Source organism: uncultured Boseongicola sp., from assembly GCF_937988555.1.
In the GTDB taxonomy this organism is placed as follows: domain Bacteria; phylum Pseudomonadota; class Alphaproteobacteria; order Rhodobacterales; family Rhodobacteraceae; genus Boseongicola.
Map to the genome: position 1 here is coordinate 1 of NZ_CALJXO010000004.1, position 16,886 is coordinate 16,886.

A 16,886-nucleotide genomic window follows, 5' to 3' on the forward strand; every position below is an offset into this window, starting at 1 on the left:
AACCTGGCGTGATCTTTATCGACCGTATCAACGCGATGAATAACCTTGCCTACTGCGAAACTATCAGTGCGACCAATCCGTGCGGGGAACAGCCGCTGCCCCCCTATGGGGCCTGTCTGCTTGGATCAGTGAACCTCGCGCGGCTTGTGAACGATCCTTTCAGCGAAACCGCCCATCTTGACGAAGACGCACTGGACCATTTGGTCGCGATCGCAGTGCGCATGATGGACAATGTTGTCGACACCTCGCGCTTTCCGCTTGAGGCACAGCGACAAGAAGCGCTGAGCAAGCGTCGGATTGGTTTGGGTGTCACGGGTCTGGCCGATGCGCTTTTGATGGTGGGGCAACGCTATGGGTCTGACGCGGCGGCGCGCCTGACCGGGCACTGGCTTAAGCAGATTGCCCGCGCCGCATATCTGGCCTCGGCCCAACTCGCTAAGGAAAAGGGCGCCTTTCCGCTCTTTGACGCGGATAAATTCCTTTCGAGCGGCGCCATGCAAGCGATGGACGACGATGTGTGTGCCGAAATTCGAAAAAACGGCATTCGTAACGCTTTGTTAACCTCGATCGCTCCGACCGGGACAATCAGTCTTTATGCAGGCAATGTTTCCAGCGGGATTGAGCCCGTCTTTGCCTATGCCTACACGCGCAAAGTTCTGCAAAAAGACGGCACGCGTACCGAAGAAGAGGTTGTTGATTACGCCGTGCAGATGTGGCGCGACCGCTTTGGCGATGCCGACTTGCCAGACTATTTCGTGAACGCTCAAACGCTGCCTCCAGGCGATCACGTAAAGATGCAGGCTGCTGCACAAGAATGGATCGACAGCTCGATCTCAAAGACGATTAATGTGCCCGAGGATATTGATTTCGAGGCGTTTAAGAACGTCTATCTGCAGGCCTACGAGACCGGCTGCAAAGGCTGCACAACCTATCGTCCGAATGCGGTCACGGGATCGGTGTTGAGCGTTTCCGAAGAAAAACCCGCCGCGCCAGACGTCATTTCGAAAGGTGACGGCACGCCCGCAATGCCGCACGGCGACGTCGTCTATATTGCAGAACCACTTGACCGGCCGCAGTCGCTTGAAGGGGCAACTTACAAGCTGAAATGGCCCGATAGCGAGCACGCAATTTACATCACCATCAACGACATCATTCACGGCGGCCGACGCCAACCCTTTGAAGTCTTTATTAATTCCAAGAATATGGAGCACTTCGCCTGGACCGTCGCCCTGACGCGAATGATCTCGGCTGTATTCCGTCGTGGTGGGGACGTGTCTTTTGTTGTCGAGGAATTGAAGGCCGTCTTTGATCCGCGCGGCGGGGCTTGGATGCAGGGCAAATACGTCCCATCAATCCTCGCTGCCATCGGCAGCGTGATCGAGCGCCATCTGGTTTCGATCGGTTTTATCGCAGGCGAGGGCATGGGGCTTAAAGAAGACCCAAGGGCACAGGTTGTGAACCTGAACGAGAACCGCGGGCCGGCCTGCCCAAGCTGTGGGCAGTTTGGCATGCGTATGATCGAGGGCTGCATGACTTGCCCAAGCTGCGGCCACTCGAAATGCGGCTAGACTGAGCGGTTGGATTGTTAAAATGTGAAACGCCAACCATAAATTCACCATTTTAGTCGGGAAGAAAACTGACCGTAATTCACGTCATATGCGCTTCGACTGATATCTCCGATAGCCTTTCGCTCTCGGAGATATGAGCAACAGCAGTTTTCAACTCCTCAATGGTCAATTATTGGCTGTAGCAACAAATGGGGCCCAGGTAGCAGCGTGCAAATCCGGTCTGGGACGCCATTCACACGCAGTGTTTCCGAAAAAAATAGGCGCAACGCGCGCGAAATTATGCTATAACTCAGCCAGTTAGTCCTTTTGGGGAAGGAAAAACGCGATGGGACGCATATTCATTTTGGCAGTCGCCTTGGCCGCAGCGGGCTTCGCATTCAATCAGTATACTGGCCGAAATCCGGTTCAAAGCTTGCAGGGTTTTGTCTCCGGTGGCGGGGGCGGCGGCTTTGCGGGAGGCTATGGATTGGCCGTCGATAGCAGCCGGTCAATTGGCGGTTCGGCGAAAGGCCTGGCCAGCGGTGCCACTGCAGCCTTCGGCGCGTTTGGGAAGTAGTCTGCGCGCCGTGTTCAGGGGCCAGACCTGAGAATTCTCATGACTTTTCATGCGAAATTTGGCGTCACTTAAAGCTGCTGCTCGAAATTTTACCCACAACGTGCTAGAATCACAGGGTTATTAAGACGGCTTGGCGGGCTATTGTGAGCCTTCGTTTGATAACCGTCGCCGTCGTTTTATTAGCTATTTACATAGGGTTTGGTGACTTTTTGACCGCCAGCGCTTTATCAACTCCCCAGTTGTTTGTTTCTGAAGTTGGGCGTGGGATTGGCGGAGCGATCACTGGGGTTACCACAAGCATCGGGAATTTCTTCACTAGGCGACGCTTTGAGAATCCGAGGAGAGAGGTCGATTTGGAACTGTTGTTTCGCGGGTTGCGGGAGGCCAATGATCGTTCTGTCTTAAGATCAGGCGTTCAGAAATGCAGACACAGCGGCTTCGAACTCGCGCGGTTTCTCGGCATGCAACCAATGACCGGCGCCAGGGATTTTCGCAAATCTCGCCATTGGGAATAACTGCCGGATAGTCGCGCGGTGGGCCGGTTGAACGTAGTCACTGTTTGCCCCGGACAAAAAAAGAGTGGGGCCATCGAACGTCCCGCTGACGTGGGGAAAGCCAATGATACTGTCCATCTCGTCGGCCAAGACATCTAAGTTCAGCCGCCAACGACGGGCCTTCACATCAAGTGATTGCAGCAAAAAGGCGCGCACACCGGCATCGTCAATATGTGCCTGCAATTGGCGATCCGCATCACCGCGTGTTTCGACCTGATCCAGATCGAGGTCACGCATAGCGTCGATCAGCGGCGTCTGGGTGTGGGAGTACGCCACCGGCGCGATGTCGGCCACAATCAATTTACGGACCTTCTCCTGATGGGCCAGCGCCAGCACCATGGCTGCCTTACCCCCCATCGAATGCCCCAGAACGTCAGCTTGCTCAGGGATCACCTTTGCAAGATCATCAGCCATCTGGGGGTAGCGGTGGGCGTCGAACCAGGGGCTTTCGCCGTGGTTTCGCATATCCACCGCGCGGACCGTGCGGTCTTCCGACAATCGCTTAGCCACGACGCCCCAGTTGCGCGCAGAGCCAAAAAGACCGTGTGCAATCAATAGGGGCGTCGTCTCAGAAGGGCCGTCGTAGGTATTGGCTTCCAGCATGCCTGACGATCAAAGCCCGGGATAAATCGGGAAACGATTGCAAAGGGCTTTGACGTCGGCCTTCACGCGCGCTTCGATCTCGCCATTGCCGTCTTCGCCATTTGCCGCAAGACCTTCGACCACTTCGGTGATCCAACGCCCGATTTGGCGGAACTCGCCTTCGGCGAAGCCTCGCGTGGTGGCCGCCGGCGAGCCCAATCGCACGCCCGAAGTAATCATTGGTTTTTCAGTGTCAAATGGGATGCCATTCTTATTGCAGGTAATATGCGCACGCCCCAAAGCCGCTTCTGTCGCTTTCCCGGTGACGCCTTTTGGCCGCAGATCGACAAGCAGAACGTGCGTGTCTGTCCCGCCTGTTACGATATCAATACCGCTTGTCATCAATTCCTCTGCCAAGGCCTGCGCGTTCTTGATGACTTGTTGTTGGTAGACTTTGAATTCAGGCCGTAGGGCTTCGCCGAATGCAACGGCTTTGGCTGCGATGACGTGCATCAGGGGGCCGCCCTGAATGCCAGGGAAAATCGCCGAGTTGAACTTCTTGGCCAAAGCCTCGTCGTTGGTCAGGATCATCCCGCCGCGAGGGCCCCGAAGGGTCTTATGCGTTGTGGTCGTCGCGACATGTGCGTGGGGGAAGGGCGAAGGATGCTCGCCAGCGGCCACCAGACCCGCGAAATGTGCCATATCCACGTGGAGAAATGCCCCAACGCTGTCGGCGATCTCGCGCATTTTGGCAAAGTCGATTTGGCGTGGGATGGCTGAGCCACCAGCAATAATTAGTTTCGGCTGATGTTCTGCGGCAAGTTTAGCGACCTGATCGTAGTCAAGCCGAAGGTCTTCCTTTCGCACACCGTACTGGATGGCATTGAACCATTTGCCAGATTGGTTTGGCTTGGCGCCGTGCGTAAGGTGTCCGCCGGCATCAAGGCTCATTCCGAGGATCGTATCGCCGGGTTGGAGAAGTGCTGTAAACACTCCCTGGTTCGCCTGACTGCCCGAGTTTGGCTGGACGTTGGCAAATTCACATCCGAACAATTCTTTCGCGCGATCGATGGCCAGAGTTTCTGCGATATCAACGAATTGGCATCCGCCATAGTACCGACGGCCCGGGTAGCCTTCGGCGTATTTGTTCGTCATGACAGAGCCTTGCGCCTCCATCACGGCAGCAGAAACGATGTTTTCTGACGCAATAAGCTCGATCTCGTCTTGCTGGCGGCCAAGTTCGGAGCGAATGGCGCTGTACAGTTCGGGATCACGGTCAGAAAGGCTTTCGGTGAAGAATCCTGAATCGCGGTGGATGACGTTCATGGGCTTTCCCCCTTCGGGTCGCTACTATGTCTGGGATGCTTCATACGCGCAAAGTCTGTGCCGGAAAAGCAAGGAAACCGGCGGTTCGATGCGCGAAGTCGTCACGTCCTGCAGCTATCCGCACTTGTGTTTCGGATGCCCCCGGGTAATCGTCACGCCACCAGGGGGCAGCCGGGACGCGATGAGCATCAAAATATCCTTTCGCGCCAGTGATATGGCAGTTGCGCAGGCAGCGCTGACGGCGCTGACCGACCGCTATGGTCAGGTTGCTGTTGAAGAGGCGGATGTTGTTGTTGCTCTTGGAGGCGACGGCTTCATGCTGGAAACCCTGAGCGAGATGCGTCGCTTCGACAAACCGGTCTATGGAATGAACCGTGGCACTGTCGGCTTTTTGATGAATACGTTCAGCGAAGACAATCTGCCGGCGCGCGTGGAAGAGGCCGAGGAAGCCACATTGAACCCTCTGGCCATGCGGGCAGAAGGCGTTGACGGCATGGTCACTGAAGCGCTCGCAATCAACGAGGTGTCGCTTTTGCGTGCCGGGCCGCAGGCCGCGCGCCTTCGGATTTCCGTGGACGGAAAGACCCGTATGGAAGAATTGGTCTGTGACGGTGCGCTGGTCGCGACACCAGCCGGATCAACCGCTTACAACTATTCAGCGCATGGGCCGATTTTACCTATCGGGGCCGACGTCCTTGCCTTAACCGCAGTGGCAGCCTTTCGACCAAGACGGTGGCGCGGTGCGCTTTTGCCGAAATCGGTCACGGTCCGGTTTGATGTGCTGAACCCAGAAAAACGCCCTGTGCGGGCAGACGCCGACAGTCGCACTGTTCCTGATGTGCGCTGGGTGGAAGTGCGCAGCGAAACCAGCATCACTCACAGGTTGATGTTCGATCCCGGTCACGGATTGGAAGAACGCCTGATCCGCGAGCAGTTCTCCTAAATCGCGCGACGCCTCGGAGACCGCTAAATCCAAATCGCTGAGGCCCGAGAAGAGGCAGTCGATGAAATCAGTATTCAGGTCGCGCCCCAGCTTAGCCTGGCGGAGCCTTCACCCTATTTCAGCGACCGTCACTGATCGTTCGTTTCACCACGATTGCTTCCAGCCGGATTGAAACAGCCGATGAGATCGCGCGTCGGATGAAACAGGTTCTCCAGCTTGCTTGGCAAGACAGGCTCGTTGCCACCCCGGATTGCGATCTTGGGTTTCTTGGGCCCGAACAGCAACGGCAAAGCTTCGTGCCCTTTGAAAGGCCGTCAGGAAAGCCTGCCCGCACGGCGCAAGCGTGGCTTCCCTGCCGCGCATCGGATCCGGTAGCTTTCGGGCTCTTGAGCGAGACCTTTCCAACTGGCAATGTACATGAAACATAAACTGAGGCACCGGGATAACCCGGGCCCGAGGCAACGAGTGAGGCATCAGCCATGAGCGACCCGGCACCCCTGGCCGAGGATTTACGTGCGCGTATCCTGAACGAACCCGATATGATCCTAAGCGATCCTGCCGTTATGCGTGCTTTGATCACAGCGAACGAGCAGGCGATGGGCGCGAATATCGTGGACCTGCGCGGGGTCGCGATGGAGCGGCTTGAAGATCGGCTGACCCGTCTCGAGGACACGCATAATTCCGTGATTGCAGCGGCTTACGAGAATCTCGCGGGGACCAATCAAATCCATCGCGCTATTCTTGCTTTTCTTGAGCCGCTTGAATTTGAGGCGTTTATCCGCTGCTTGGGCGAAGATGTCACCGACATCTTGCGCGTCGGTAAAGTGAGGCTCTTGCTGGAAAGTCACGAAAGCGCAATGGACCCGACACTGGTCGAGATCAGTGACGTCCTTTCGATCGCTGAACCTGGCTTTTGCGAAGATTATGCAGGGCACGGGAAAGCCCCGCGTCAGGTGACCTTGCGGGGTGTGACGCCGGGCGAGGGGACAATTTATGGCGCCTCTAACGCCTGGGTGAAATCCGAGGCCTGCATCCTTCTCGACTTTGGCGAGCAGCGACTGCCAGGCATGCTGGCCTTTGCGTCAGACGATCCACATCAGTTCTCGGCCAATCACGGCACCGATCTTTTGAGTTTTATGGGCAGTGTTTTTGAACGCGCGATGCGGCGCTGGCTGGGGTGATATCTTCAGGGCTCAGGGAGGCGCTTCAACGCTGGCTCGCGGAGCTTTCCGCCGTCGGCGGCCGAGCGCCAAAGACGGTTGACGCCTACAGGACCGACGTCTCGGGTTTCCTAGCGTTTCTTCAGGCGCATCTCGGCGACGCCGCTGGAATAGTGGTTTTGGGGAAGCTGGCGACACGGGATATGAGAGCCTGGATGGCGCACGAACGTGGACGTGGGGTCAGTGCACGGTCTCTGGCCCGGTCTCTGTCAGCAGTGAAAAACTTCGTCGGTTGGGTGGCCGAGCGGGAGGGTTTCGATCCGAGCACGGTTCTAATGACACGCTCGCCTCGGTTTCAGAACAAGCTCCCGCGCCCGTTGGATGTCTCTGCTGCACGCGCAATGATTGATACTGTCGAATTGCAGGCGACCACCGATTGGGTTGCGCGGCGCGACGCGGCCGTCGTGACGCTGCTTTATGGGTGCGGATTGCGGATTTCGGAAGCTTTGGCGCTGACCGGAGATGCTCTGCCGCTGGGCGATGTAATGAGGATTGTCGGCAAGGGTGGCAAGGAGCGTATCGTGCCCGTGATCCCCGCGGCGCGTCGGACCATCGATATCTATGCTGAATCTTGTCCGTTTGATCTCGACGGGGCTGCCCCGCTGTTTCGAGGCGTTCGAGGTGGCACTCTCAACCCGCGTTTGGTCCAGAAAGTGATGGAAAAAGCGCGCGCGCAACTTGGTTTGCCAGCAACGGCAACACCCCATGCAATGCGCCACAGCTTCGCGACACATTTGCTGAACGCCGGTGGTGATTTGCGCTCGATCCAAGAGCTTTTGGGTCACGCGTCGCTGTCGACGACTCAAGCCTACACAGCGGTTGATGCGGCGCGCCTTATGGAAGTCTACAAAGCCGCCCACCCAAGAGCACAATGAGCGAAATGCGAAATACTGAGATTTGCTGGTGTTCCAAAGGCATTTCCGGCATGAGAGCCGAATGAATATCCAGACCAAAGCCTATCTTGTTCACCTTCTGACGGCCACCGGCGCAGTGCTGGCGATGTTGGCGATGCTCGAAGCAGTTCAAGAGGACTGGGCGATGATGTTCTTTTGGCTAGTGGTTGCCTTCGGCGTTGACGGGATCGACGGGCCTTTGGCGCGGGCGACCAATATAAAGGTCAACGCTCCCCGGATCGATGGCGTCTTGTTAGACCTGATCATCGACTATCTGACCTATGTCTTTATTCCGGCGTTTGCGCTCTTTACGTCGGGGTTGCTGCCGGGGTGGACCGGGTGGTTTGCGATCATAGTGATCACCTTCACATCGGCGCTTTATTTCTCAGACACACGCATGAAAACAGCGGATTACTCGTTTGCTGGCTTCCCGGGCTGTTGGAACATGGTGGTTTTGGTGTTGTTTGCCGTGCAACCAAACTTCTGGGTAAGTCTTGGGATCGTTGTACTTTTGGCAGTTGCGATGTTTGTCCCTCTCAAATTCGTCCACCCGGTTCGCACCGAGCGCTGGAGGATGATCACCTTGCCGATGGCGCTTGGATGGACCTTTTTCGCGGGTTGGGCCGCGTGGGTTTCTTTCCACTCTGACAGTTGGGCGCTTTGGGGGCTGGTGGTGACGTCGCTTTGGCTGACGTTTGCGGGTGTGGCGCAGCAAGCGATCTACCGTGAACAAATCTAAAGCCTTGTGGCTGCAACCCCGGTGACAATGGCCGCAGCTGCCGCGGCCTTGAGACGGTCCACACGCTCTCCAAACAAAAGCCAGCCGATCAAAATTGCAAACAAGATCGAGGTTTCCCGAAGGGCCGCGACAAGGGCAATTGGGGCGATGGTCATCGCCCAAACTGCAATCGCATAGGCCCCGTACGATCCGGCAGCCGCAATGCCGCCGATGATCCAAGCTCGGATAGGCGCGCGGATTATGCCTGTGCCGCGCAAAACCATAAGCACTGGGGAAAACAGCAAAGCATCCAGAAGAAAAAGCCACGCCACATATTGCACCGCATCCCCCGAAGCGCGTGCGCCTATGCCGTCGACAATCGAGTAACCTGCCGTTGCAACAGCCGAACCAAGTGCGAAAGGCACCAACTTGCGGGACTCGCCTGATAGGAAAGCCCCGCGGCTCATCATGGATATGCCAAGCCCAAGCACGAGGATTCCCGCGACTTCGGTGGTGGTAAGTTGATCCGCCAGGAACAAAGCGCTGATCGCTAGGACGATCATCGGGGCGGTGCCGCGTGCAATAGGGTAGACGCGGCTTAAGTCGCCTTGCTCATAGGCATAGGCGAGGAAGATTTTGTAGGCTGCGTGGAGCACGCCGGAGGCCGCCAACCAGGGCCAAACGCTTGCGTCCGGCCATTCCCGCGTAAGCGCTATGACCAGACCCGCACCGCCTTGTAGCAAAGTCATAATCAGCATGGCGGTCACTTTGGACTCGCCAAACTTGATGAGGCCATTCCAAGACGCGTGAAGCAGTGCAGCACCCAGTACCGCAAGAAAAACCGTCAGCGACATGACTTATCGCGCTCCCTATGACCGGCATAGGTCTACGCCCTAGCCGCCGCAAGCAATCATAACGTGACGCATGGCTACCTGTGGCGCGACGCGGGATGGAGCGACGCCGCAAGGATATGATCGGCTGCGTGGACGACATGGCTGGCCTCGCCGACAATCTTCGCATCGGGAAGCTTCGCGATACTAAGATTTTTATCCGGATAGTCGAACTGCGACAGGAAGTGACGCATGCAATTCAGGCGCGCGCGTTTCTTGTCATCGGATTTAAGGACTGTCCAAGGTGCGTCGGCGGTGTCGGTGTAAAAGAACATGGCTTCTTTAGCCTCGGTGTAATCCTCCCACTTGTCGAGACTGGCGCGATCAACAGGTGAAAGCTTCCATCGCTTAAGGGGATCGGTTTCACGGGCCTTGAAGCGGCGATGCTGCTCGCCCTGTGTGACCGAAAACCAGTATTTTATCAGCTTGACCCCACTGCGCGTGAGCATCCGTTCCAATTCGGGCGTTTCGCGCATGAACTCAAGGTATTCGCCGGGTTCACAAAACCCCATCACGCGCTCAACCCCGGCGCGATTGTACCATGATCGGTCATAAAAAACGATCTCGCCAGCGGTCGGCAGATGCTTGATATAGCGCTGGTAGAACCATTGCCCGCGTTCTTCGTCGGTGGGTTTATTCAGGGCTACCACGCGGGCTGTGCGCGGGTTGAGATGCTCGGTGAACCGCTTGATTGTGCCACCCTTTCCGGCAGCGTCCCGGCCTTCAAAAAGCACCACCACCTTTTGCCCGGTGTCCTGTATCCAAAGCTGGACTTTCAGGAGTTCGGACTGAAGCGCTGCCTTTTCATCTTCGTAGTTCGAGCGGCTCATTTTTTCCGAGTAAGGATAGGTCCCGGTCTCGAATGCCAAAATGGCGCTGCTGTCGTGTTCCGGTTCTTCTTTGGTTTCATCAGTTCGCATCATACACTGTCTCCCTCATCGCGTTGACGCCAGTTTGGCAGAGTTCTGGGATCACTGCGCTGATACAGGTCAAAAAAAGGGGCGTCCGCGAACGGACGCCCAGAATGACCAAGACCGAGGGGACGAGTCTTAGCCGTCGTCCAGTGTCAAAGCGACAAATCGAGGATCCCCATCACGGCGCACCAAAAGGACAAGCGATTTGCGACCAGCCTCGCGGGCGGCCTCAACCCGGCCGTTCAGGTCCGCAATGCTGGCAACGCTTTCTTGAGCCGCTTCAGTGATGATGTCGCCAACACGCAACCCCTTTTCAAAAGCCTCGCTGTCTTCAGCAACGGAGGTCACGACAAGACCTTCGGCGTCTTTTGCCAGACCAAGTTGGTCACGAAGCTCATCCGTCATGCCCGAAATGGTCAGGCCAAGAAGGTCTGCGGTTGCCGGCGCTTCCTCGCGGTTCACCGATGCTGGCACGGCACTTTCGCCTTCTTCGCGACGCCCCAGCGTAACCCGCAATGTCTCTGTTTCACCGTCGCGGAAAACCAGAACCCGGACTTCGGCGCCAACCGCCGTATTGGCCACTTGCTGCACAAGGCCGCGCGTATCATCGACCTCGACCCCGTCAAAGCTGAGGATGACATCACCGGATTCGATACCCGCTTCACGCGCCGGACCTTCTGGAACGTCGGTCACCAAAGCGCCGCGTGCCTCTTCCAGTCCAAGGCCGTCGGCCAGATCATCGGTGACGTCCTGAATTCGCACGCCCAACCAGCCGCGCCGCGTTTCGCCAAATTCCTGCAATTGCTCGATCACGTTCTCCGCCACCCGGCTCGACATTGCAAATCCGATGCCGATGGACCCACCATTGGGACTAAGAATCGCTGTGTTTACTCCGACGACTTCGCCTTCCATGTTGAAAAGCGGACCGCCCGAGTTTCCCCGGTTAATTGCCGCGTCGGTTTGGATGTAATCGTCATAGGTTCCAGAGAGAGAGCGGCCACGAGCCGACACGATACCGGCCGACACCGAAAAGCCCTGACCAAGTGGGTTGCCCATCGCCATGACCCAATCACCGACGCGGGAGAGTTCACTGTCTCCCCACGGCACGAAGGACAACGGCTCGTCGCTTACGACTTTCAGCAATGCGAGGTCGGTGTTTGGGTCTGTGCCAATAAGTTCGGCTTCCAGCTCGAAACCCTCAAAGAATTCGATCAGGATTTCATCAGCCCCTTGAATCACATGATTGTTGGTAACGATGAAGCCATCCTCAGAGATCACGAATCCTGATCCAAGCGCCTGACTGCGGCGCGGCGACTGGCCATTCGGGCCGTTGCGATCACGAAAGTCGTCAAAGAACTCCTCGAACGGCGATCCCTCTGGGACGATCGGACCCGGTTCGGTGCTGGTCGCGACTGTTGTTGTTGTTGTGATGTTCACAACCGCGGGGCTTACTTGCTCGGCGAGATCGGCAAAGGTCGCTGGGCGAGATTGCGCCGCTGCTGCGATTGTTTGTGTGATCAGCAATGCTGCTGTCAGCATCGTCAACCAAAACGCGCGAAGCATCATGGTCGACTGTGATGCTGTTCGTGCTGCAGATGTCTGCATGGGGAGTTCCTCCAAAGGTCTGCTCGGGGTGCCGAATGACTGACACCGTATCATTCATAGGTTCAAGATAGGCTCGCAGATACGCAAGCCAACCTTTGCTCGCGAGTCTTCACTTGGATGTGACAATGGCGTTGGGCAGTTTACCGTCAGGAAATTGTGTGTTGCGCAGATGGACACAGGAGCCCCGAGCTGCGCAACATATCAGCCTTGGTGGCTTAGAGGATCGACTGACCCGTCGCTGCCCAGTCCTTCAGAAAGGTCTCAAGCCCCTTATCTGTAAGGGGATGTAGTGCCATTTTCTTGATGACGTCCGGCGGCGCGGTTGCCACGTCAGCACCAATTTTGGCGGCGTCGCTCATGTGATTTGCGGACCGGATTGACGCGGCAAGAATTTGCGTCTCGAAACCGTAGTTGTCATAAATTTCTCGAATATCTGCAATCAAATCCATGCCATCAAGGTTTAGATCGTCAAGGCGACCGATGAACGGTGAGATGAATGTCGCCCCGGCTTTTGCCGCAAGAAGCGCCTGATTGGCCGAAAAGCAGAGCGTAACATTTACCATATGGCCCTCTTCCGAAAGCGTCTTACACGCCCGCAAGCCGTTCCACGTCAACGGCACTTTGATGGCAATATTGTCACCAAGCTTTGCGACTTCATGACCCTCTGTGATCATGCCTTCATAGTCCGTGGCAACGGTTTCTGCGCTTACCGGACCGTCCGTCATCTTTGAGATTTGGGCAATGACTTCCTTAATATCACGGCCGCTTTTGTGGATCAGGGATGGGTTGGTGGTCACGCCATCAACCATCCCAAGCTCGATCAACTCGGCGATTGCTTCAGTGTCTGCGGTGTCGACGAAAAATTTCATAGGCTCGCCCCTCTGGTGCATAGGTTCCGTTTCGTGGCACTGATAGCGGATCAGACGCGGGGGCTGAACCCCCAAACCCTTTCCCTTCCGACAAACCGGGGCACGCGTGATCGAGCATTTCCATGAAGGCGACCTGATTTCGGTGCTGACAGCGCAGCCGATTGACCGTGCTTTGGACTACAAAGCACCCGAAGGCGGCTGCCTGACAGGCGCGTTCGTTGAGGTGCCGTTGGGGCCGCGCAAAGTCTTGGGCATTGTTTGGGGCCGCGGTGAAGGCGGGTATGATATTGCCAAGGTGCGTTCTGTCATCCGCGTTCTGGATGCTGTGCCCATGCGAAGTGAAATGCGGGAATTTTTGGTGCGCGCCGGAGCTTACACGCTTACGCCGATGTCTGCCATGGTGCGACTTGCGACGCGCTCTCCCGGGCTTGGGGACCCGCCGTCAATGCGGACGATTTATCGGCGCGGAACGGGGGAACCCGATCGCTGGACAGATGCGCGCCGCCGCGTCGTTGAGACGCTGGATAGTTATGGAAACCTTGCCTTTACCTTGAGAGAGCTGGCAGAGATGGCCGGCGTTTCTGCAAGCGTTGTCAAAGGCTTGGTGAAGCAAGGTGTGGTTGCTGAGGAAGCAAGCCCGCGCGATGTTGCCTACCCCCGGCTTGATCCCGGCGAGAGCCCTTATGAACTGACAACTGAGCAGTCGGTTGCTGCCGAAACGCTGAAATCTGGCGTCGCGGCGCGAAATTATGGCACGACCTTGCTGAAGGGCGTGACCGGCTCGGGCAAGACGGAAGTCTATCTTGAGGCGGTCGGCGCTTGTCTTGCCGCGGGACGGCAAGCCCTTGTTCTTTTACCTGAGATTGCGTTGACAGCGGAGTTTCTGACGCGGGTCGATGCACGATTTGGCGCGAAACCAGCCGAATGGCATTCAGGCGTCACGATGACCGAGCGGCGACGCGCGTGGCGCATGGTTGGGGAAGGGGGCGCGCAGCTTGTCGTTGGCGCGCGCTCGGCGTTGTTTCTGCCATTTCGCGATCTTGGTCTGATCGTGGTCGATGAAGAACATGACACGTCCTACAAGCAAGAAGATGGTGTGCTTTATAACGCGCGGGACATGGCGGTGTTGCGGGCTTCGATCAACGGCGCGCAAGTCGTTTTGGCGTCCGCGACTCCATCGCTTGAAAGCTGGGCAAACGCGGAAGCTGGCAAGTATAAGCGTGTGACCTTGACCGCGCGCTTCGGGGCTGCATCTATGCCGCAAATGCATGCGATAGATATGCGAGATGAGGGTTTGCCTGCAGATCGCTGGATTTCACAAACCCTTGTGAATGAAGTCAAAAAGCGCACAGAAGTCGGCGAGCAATCGTTGTTGTTCCTGAATCGACGCGGCTATGCGCCTGTTACGATTTGTCGTGCTTGCGGGCACCAGATCGGGTGCGATCACTGCGATGCGCGGATGGTCGAGCACCGGTTCCTCAAGCGCCTTGTGTGCCACCAATGCGGCGAGTCAAAGCCGATGCCGGACGCGTGCCCCTCCTGCAAGGTCGAGGGGCGGATGGCGCCGGTCGGACCGGGCGTCGAACGATTGGCAGAGGAAGTCGAGGCCCTTTTTCCCGAGGCACAGACATCGGTGCTGTCGTCTGACGTGTTCGGGTCGGCGCGCGCCTTGAAAGCCGAGATCGTGCGGATTGCCGAGGGCGACGCCGACATCATCATCGGCACACAGATTGTCGCCAAAGGACATAATTTTCCGAATCTGACGCTGGTCGGCGTGATTGATGCGGACCTTGGCCTTCAAGGCTCTGACCTGCGCGCAGCTGAGCGGACGTTTCAACTGATGCGACAAGTTGCGGGCCGGGCCGGTCGCGCCGAGAAGCCGGGCGTGGCCCTTATGCAGACCTACCAACCGGCCCATCCGGTAATCGGCGCGATCTTGAGCGGCGATGAGGAGGAGTTCTGGAAAGCAGAGGCGGCAGAACGAAGGGCTGCGGGTGTCCCGCCCTACGGCCGTATGGCAGGCATTGTTCTGTCCTCGCCCAATGTGCAGGAAGCCTTTGATATTGGGCGACTTCTGGCATCTAGGCGCGAACCATTGTTGCGCATCGGTGCGCAAGTCTTCGGACCTGCAGCCGCACCAATTGCACGTATCAGAGGGCGCCACCGCGTGCGTCTTTTGGTGAAGGCTGACAAGGCGGCCCCGTTGCAAGAAGCATTGGCAGCTTGGGTTGAGCAGATCAAAATGCCGAACAGCCTGAGGTTATCGATCGATATAGATCCACAGACGTTTTACTAGGCGCTAGGTCGCGGTTGAGGGTCGATGCAGCCACGCTCTAGGTTCACGAAACGCCCGCCACGCGGAAACATGCATTGAGTGTCAAAACCAGCAGACCCAAGTCGTGTAAGGGGCCGGTCTCAGTCGTCTCCGCGAACGGAGATCACAAGCCCGGATAAAACAAAAAAAGACAATGACGCCGTCAGTCCCGAAGTCGTGCCTGTCGAGCCATAGCCAACGCTCGTCGGTAAATGCTCAAAGGCAAAATAATGGAAAAAGACTGCCATCGCCGCGCGTAGGCGAAAAAAATCGAGACAGAGAAAAAGGTCGGTTCATCTGGCGATCCGAATGGCCGTCATGAGCCTGTACATAAAATCGTCAACAAAACGTTAAATTTCCAAAAACATCACCGCAATTCATGACGAATCGCACAATGCTGGCACAAATTAGGTCGCCATACCGGTTTAGAGCAAATCAACGATCCTGAAAGTGTGTCACCTGGCGGGACATCGGGTCGTGACCGACAGACTTACCGGAGCCATTTGATCGGCGTCGTGCATCTAAATGCGGATTGTTCAGCTTGCTGAAGCGCGAGAGTTTCCCTTTTGGCATAGACCGACGACGTTTTTTTGATGGCCGTGGCGATGCCTTTGGCTACGTGGTCAGCGCTTTTAAACAACTTTGTGATTGAGCGTGCTGGTGTCACCGGCGTCGACATAGGCTGGCTGCACACTGTGCGCGAGATCCCGGGATTTCTGGCCGTCGGTGTCATCGCGATCATCATATTGATGCGCGAGCAAGTGCTTGGCCTGAGTTCACTTGCTTTGCTGGGCGTGGCAACGGCGGTGACGGCGTGGTTTCCGAGTTTTGACGGGATACTGTTTGTCACGCTGTTGTCGTCAATCGCATTCCACTACCACGAAACTGTCAATCAATCGCTCCAATTACAGTGGCTCCCGAAAGAACGCGCACCGCAGATCTTGGGATGGATGGTCGCTGTTGGATCGGGTGCCTCCTTGTTGAGCTATGGGCTTTTGGTGATCTCCTGGGACTACTTCGATCTGAGCTACGACACGGTCTATTTGCTGTCCGGCGGTGCCTGTGCGGCGATTGCGATTTATTGCATGGTCGCTTTCCCTCAATTTGAGGCGCCCGAACCGCAGGTGAAAAAGATGATCCTGCGCAAGCGCTATTGGCTCTACTACGCGCTGCAATTCATGTCGGGCGCGCGCTTTGGATTTCAGGTCCATGAAGTCACTGCTTTGTTCCTGTGCAACTTTCTGGCAAATATGTTTATCGCGCCGGTTTTGGGGCAGGCGGTGGCCTATTTCGGCGAAAAACGGGCGTTGGCGTTTGAATATGTCGGGCTGGTTTTCGTATTTGTGGCTTATGCCTGCGTCTATTATTTTGATTGGCGGAAAGCCGTGACGAGGACGCTGATTGTCGTGCACCACGTGTTTTTTTCTCTGGCGTTCGCGTTGAAGACGTACTTCCAGACGGTCGTCGATCCGGGCGACATTGCACCCACGGCAGCGGTTGCCTTTACGATCAATCATATTGCGGCGGTCTTTCTGCCGGTGCTGTTGGGGGACTTGTGGATTGTGTCTCCTGCAGGAGTGTTCGTTCTGGCCGCAGGAATGGCAATGACGTCGCTCGCGCTGGCGATGTTAATCCCGCGCCATCCGGTGCCCGGTCACGAGACTGTGTTCTACTCCGCAGGGCGCATGCCCCTGCGGAGTAGAAGCGGCGGCTTTGGGCCCCTATATGGGAGGGGACACAATGAACGGAGGGGGAACTATGTTTTTTATGAACCGAAAGAAATCCGAGATGGTAGCCACTGACGCGGCTCTTCCGGGCCGCAGTGTGGCCATTCAGACAGCCAAGACGCATTTCGTGAACGGCAATGCTTTGACGGCCGATGTGGCGGACGGCTTTGAGGTTGCGATGTTCGGCATGGGCTGTTTTTGGGGCGT

The 16,886-nt window shown here is 56.8% G+C and carries 13 protein-coding genes and 1 pseudogene; 8 read left to right on the plus strand and 6 right to left on the minus strand.

The genetic code is table 11. The features are described from left to right. Together Q1B15_RS00080 and Q1B15_RS00085 are read left to right on the plus strand one after the other, a co-directional pair. A partial coding sequence (locus Q1B15_RS00080; RefSeq protein WP_299748322.1) for a ribonucleoside-diphosphate reductase, adenosylcobalamin-dependent occupies positions 1-1,568 on the plus strand: 1,568 nt, incomplete at its 5' end. Positions 1,569-1,893: 325 nt separating this feature from the next. Continuing rightward, the gene (locus tag Q1B15_RS00085) at positions 1,894-2,124 is read left to right on the plus strand and encodes a hypothetical protein (protein WP_299748325.1); all 231 of its coding nucleotides are present in this window, start codon (positions 1,894-1,896) and stop codon (positions 2,122-2,124) included. A gap of 407 nt (positions 2,125-2,531) precedes the next feature. Here the strand turns inward: Q1B15_RS00085 and Q1B15_RS00090 are convergent, their stop codons facing one another. Both Q1B15_RS00090 and glyA read right to left on the minus strand, forming a co-directional pair. Continuing rightward, positions 2,532-3,281 (minus strand): alpha/beta fold hydrolase, encoded by a 750-nt coding sequence (locus Q1B15_RS00090; RefSeq protein WP_299748328.1) that lies wholly within the window; start codon positions 3,279-3,281, stop codon positions 2,532-2,534. Between the two features lie 9 nt (positions 3,282-3,290). Beyond that, a complete protein-coding gene (glyA, locus tag Q1B15_RS00095; RefSeq protein ID WP_299748330.1) occupies positions 3,291-4,586 on the minus strand; it encodes a serine hydroxymethyltransferase in 1,296 nt (431 codons plus the stop codon). A 181-nt stretch (positions 4,587-4,767) separates the two neighbouring features. Here glyA and Q1B15_RS00100 point away from each other — a divergent pair, with 181 nt between their 5' ends. From Q1B15_RS00100 to Q1B15_RS00115, 4 genes are all read left to right on the plus strand, one after another. Continuing rightward, positions 4,768-5,529, plus strand: a complete 762-nt coding sequence (locus tag Q1B15_RS00100; protein WP_299748354.1) for an NAD kinase — start codon at positions 4,768-4,770, stop codon at positions 5,527-5,529. 479 nt (positions 5,530-6,008) lie between these two features. Further along, positions 6,009-6,710, plus strand: coding sequence for a DUF484 family protein (locus Q1B15_RS00105; protein WP_299748333.1), 702 nt, complete (start codon positions 6,009-6,011; stop codon positions 6,708-6,710). After that, entirely contained in the window at positions 6,707-7,624 is a 918-nt protein-coding gene (locus tag Q1B15_RS00110; RefSeq protein ID WP_299748336.1) for a tyrosine recombinase XerC, read from the plus strand. Before Q1B15_RS00105 ends, Q1B15_RS00110 begins: the two co-directional genes overlap by 4 nt. Positions 7,625-7,685: 61 nt before the next feature. Next, positions 7,686-8,381, plus strand: a complete 696-nt coding sequence (locus Q1B15_RS00115; RefSeq protein ID WP_299748339.1) for a phosphatidylcholine synthase — start codon at positions 7,686-7,688, stop codon at positions 8,379-8,381. Here Q1B15_RS00115 and Q1B15_RS00120 read toward each other — a convergent pair. From Q1B15_RS00120 to fsa, 4 genes are all read right to left on the minus strand, one after another. Further along, a complete protein-coding gene (locus tag Q1B15_RS00120; protein WP_299748342.1) occupies positions 8,378-9,214 on the minus strand; it encodes a DMT family transporter in 837 nt (278 codons plus the stop codon). The two genes, Q1B15_RS00115 and Q1B15_RS00120, sit on opposite strands and share 4 nt — an antisense overlap. Before the next feature lie 74 nt (positions 9,215-9,288). Then, positions 9,289-10,173, minus strand: coding sequence for a polyphosphate kinase 2 (gene ppk2 / locus Q1B15_RS00125; RefSeq protein ID WP_299748345.1), 885 nt, complete (start codon positions 10,171-10,173; stop codon positions 9,289-9,291). A gap of 126 nt (positions 10,174-10,299) precedes the next feature. Then, positions 10,300-11,730, minus strand: coding sequence for a Do family serine endopeptidase (locus tag Q1B15_RS00130; protein WP_299748357.1), 1,431 nt, complete (start codon positions 11,728-11,730; stop codon positions 10,300-10,302). A 254-nt stretch (positions 11,731-11,984) separates the two neighbouring features. After that, complete coding sequence (fsa, locus tag Q1B15_RS00135) at positions 11,985-12,638, minus strand: fructose-6-phosphate aldolase (protein ID WP_299748348.1); 654 nt, start codon at positions 12,636-12,638, stop codon at positions 11,985-11,987. 106 nt (positions 12,639-12,744) lie between these two features. On the opposite strand from fsa, the gene Q1B15_RS00140 reads away from it, so the two are divergent. Both Q1B15_RS00140 and Q1B15_RS00145 read left to right on the plus strand, forming a co-directional pair. Continuing rightward, the gene (locus Q1B15_RS00140) at positions 12,745-14,934 is read left to right on the plus strand and encodes a primosomal protein N' (RefSeq protein WP_299748351.1); all 2,190 of its coding nucleotides are present in this window, start codon (positions 12,745-12,747) and stop codon (positions 14,932-14,934) included. Between the two features lie 543 nt (positions 14,935-15,477). Continuing rightward, positions 15,478-16,622 (plus strand): annotated as a pseudogene (locus tag Q1B15_RS00145) (MFS transporter); the annotation flags it as partial. Positions 16,623-16,886 lie beyond the last annotated feature (264 nt).

Excerpts from the sequence above, each read along its gene's own strand:
- Q1B15_RS00120 (WP_299748342.1), bottom strand. The coding sequence starts at position 9,214 with ATGTCGCTGACGGTTTTTCTTGCGGTACTGGGTGCTGCACTGCTTCAC.
- ppk2 (WP_299748345.1), bottom strand. The coding sequence starts at position 10,173 with ATGATGCGAACTGATGAAACCAAAGAAGAACCGGAACACGACAGCAGC.
- Q1B15_RS00100 (WP_299748354.1), top strand. The coding sequence starts at position 4,768 with ATGAGCATCAAAATATCCTTTCGCGCCAGTGATATGGCAGTTGCGCAG.
- glyA (WP_299748330.1), bottom strand. The coding sequence starts at position 4,586 with ATGAACGTCATCCACCGCGATTCAGGATTCTTCACCGAAAGCCTTTCT.
- fsa (WP_299748348.1), bottom strand. The coding sequence starts at position 12,638 with ATGAAATTTTTCGTCGACACCGCAGACACTGAAGCAATCGCCGAGTTG.
- Q1B15_RS00085 (WP_299748325.1), top strand. The coding sequence starts at position 1,894 with ATGGGACGCATATTCATTTTGGCAGTCGCCTTGGCCGCAGCGGGCTTC.
- Q1B15_RS00115 (WP_299748339.1), top strand. The coding sequence starts at position 7,686 with ATGAATATCCAGACCAAAGCCTATCTTGTTCACCTTCTGACGGCCACC.
- Q1B15_RS00090 (WP_299748328.1), bottom strand. The coding sequence starts at position 3,281 with ATGCTGGAAGCCAATACCTACGACGGCCCTTCTGAGACGACGCCCCTA.
- Q1B15_RS00105 (WP_299748333.1), top strand. The coding sequence starts at position 6,009 with ATGAGCGACCCGGCACCCCTGGCCGAGGATTTACGTGCGCGTATCCTG.
- Q1B15_RS00130 (WP_299748357.1), bottom strand. The coding sequence starts at position 11,730 with ATGATGCTTCGCGCGTTTTGGTTGACGATGCTGACAGCAGCATTGCTG.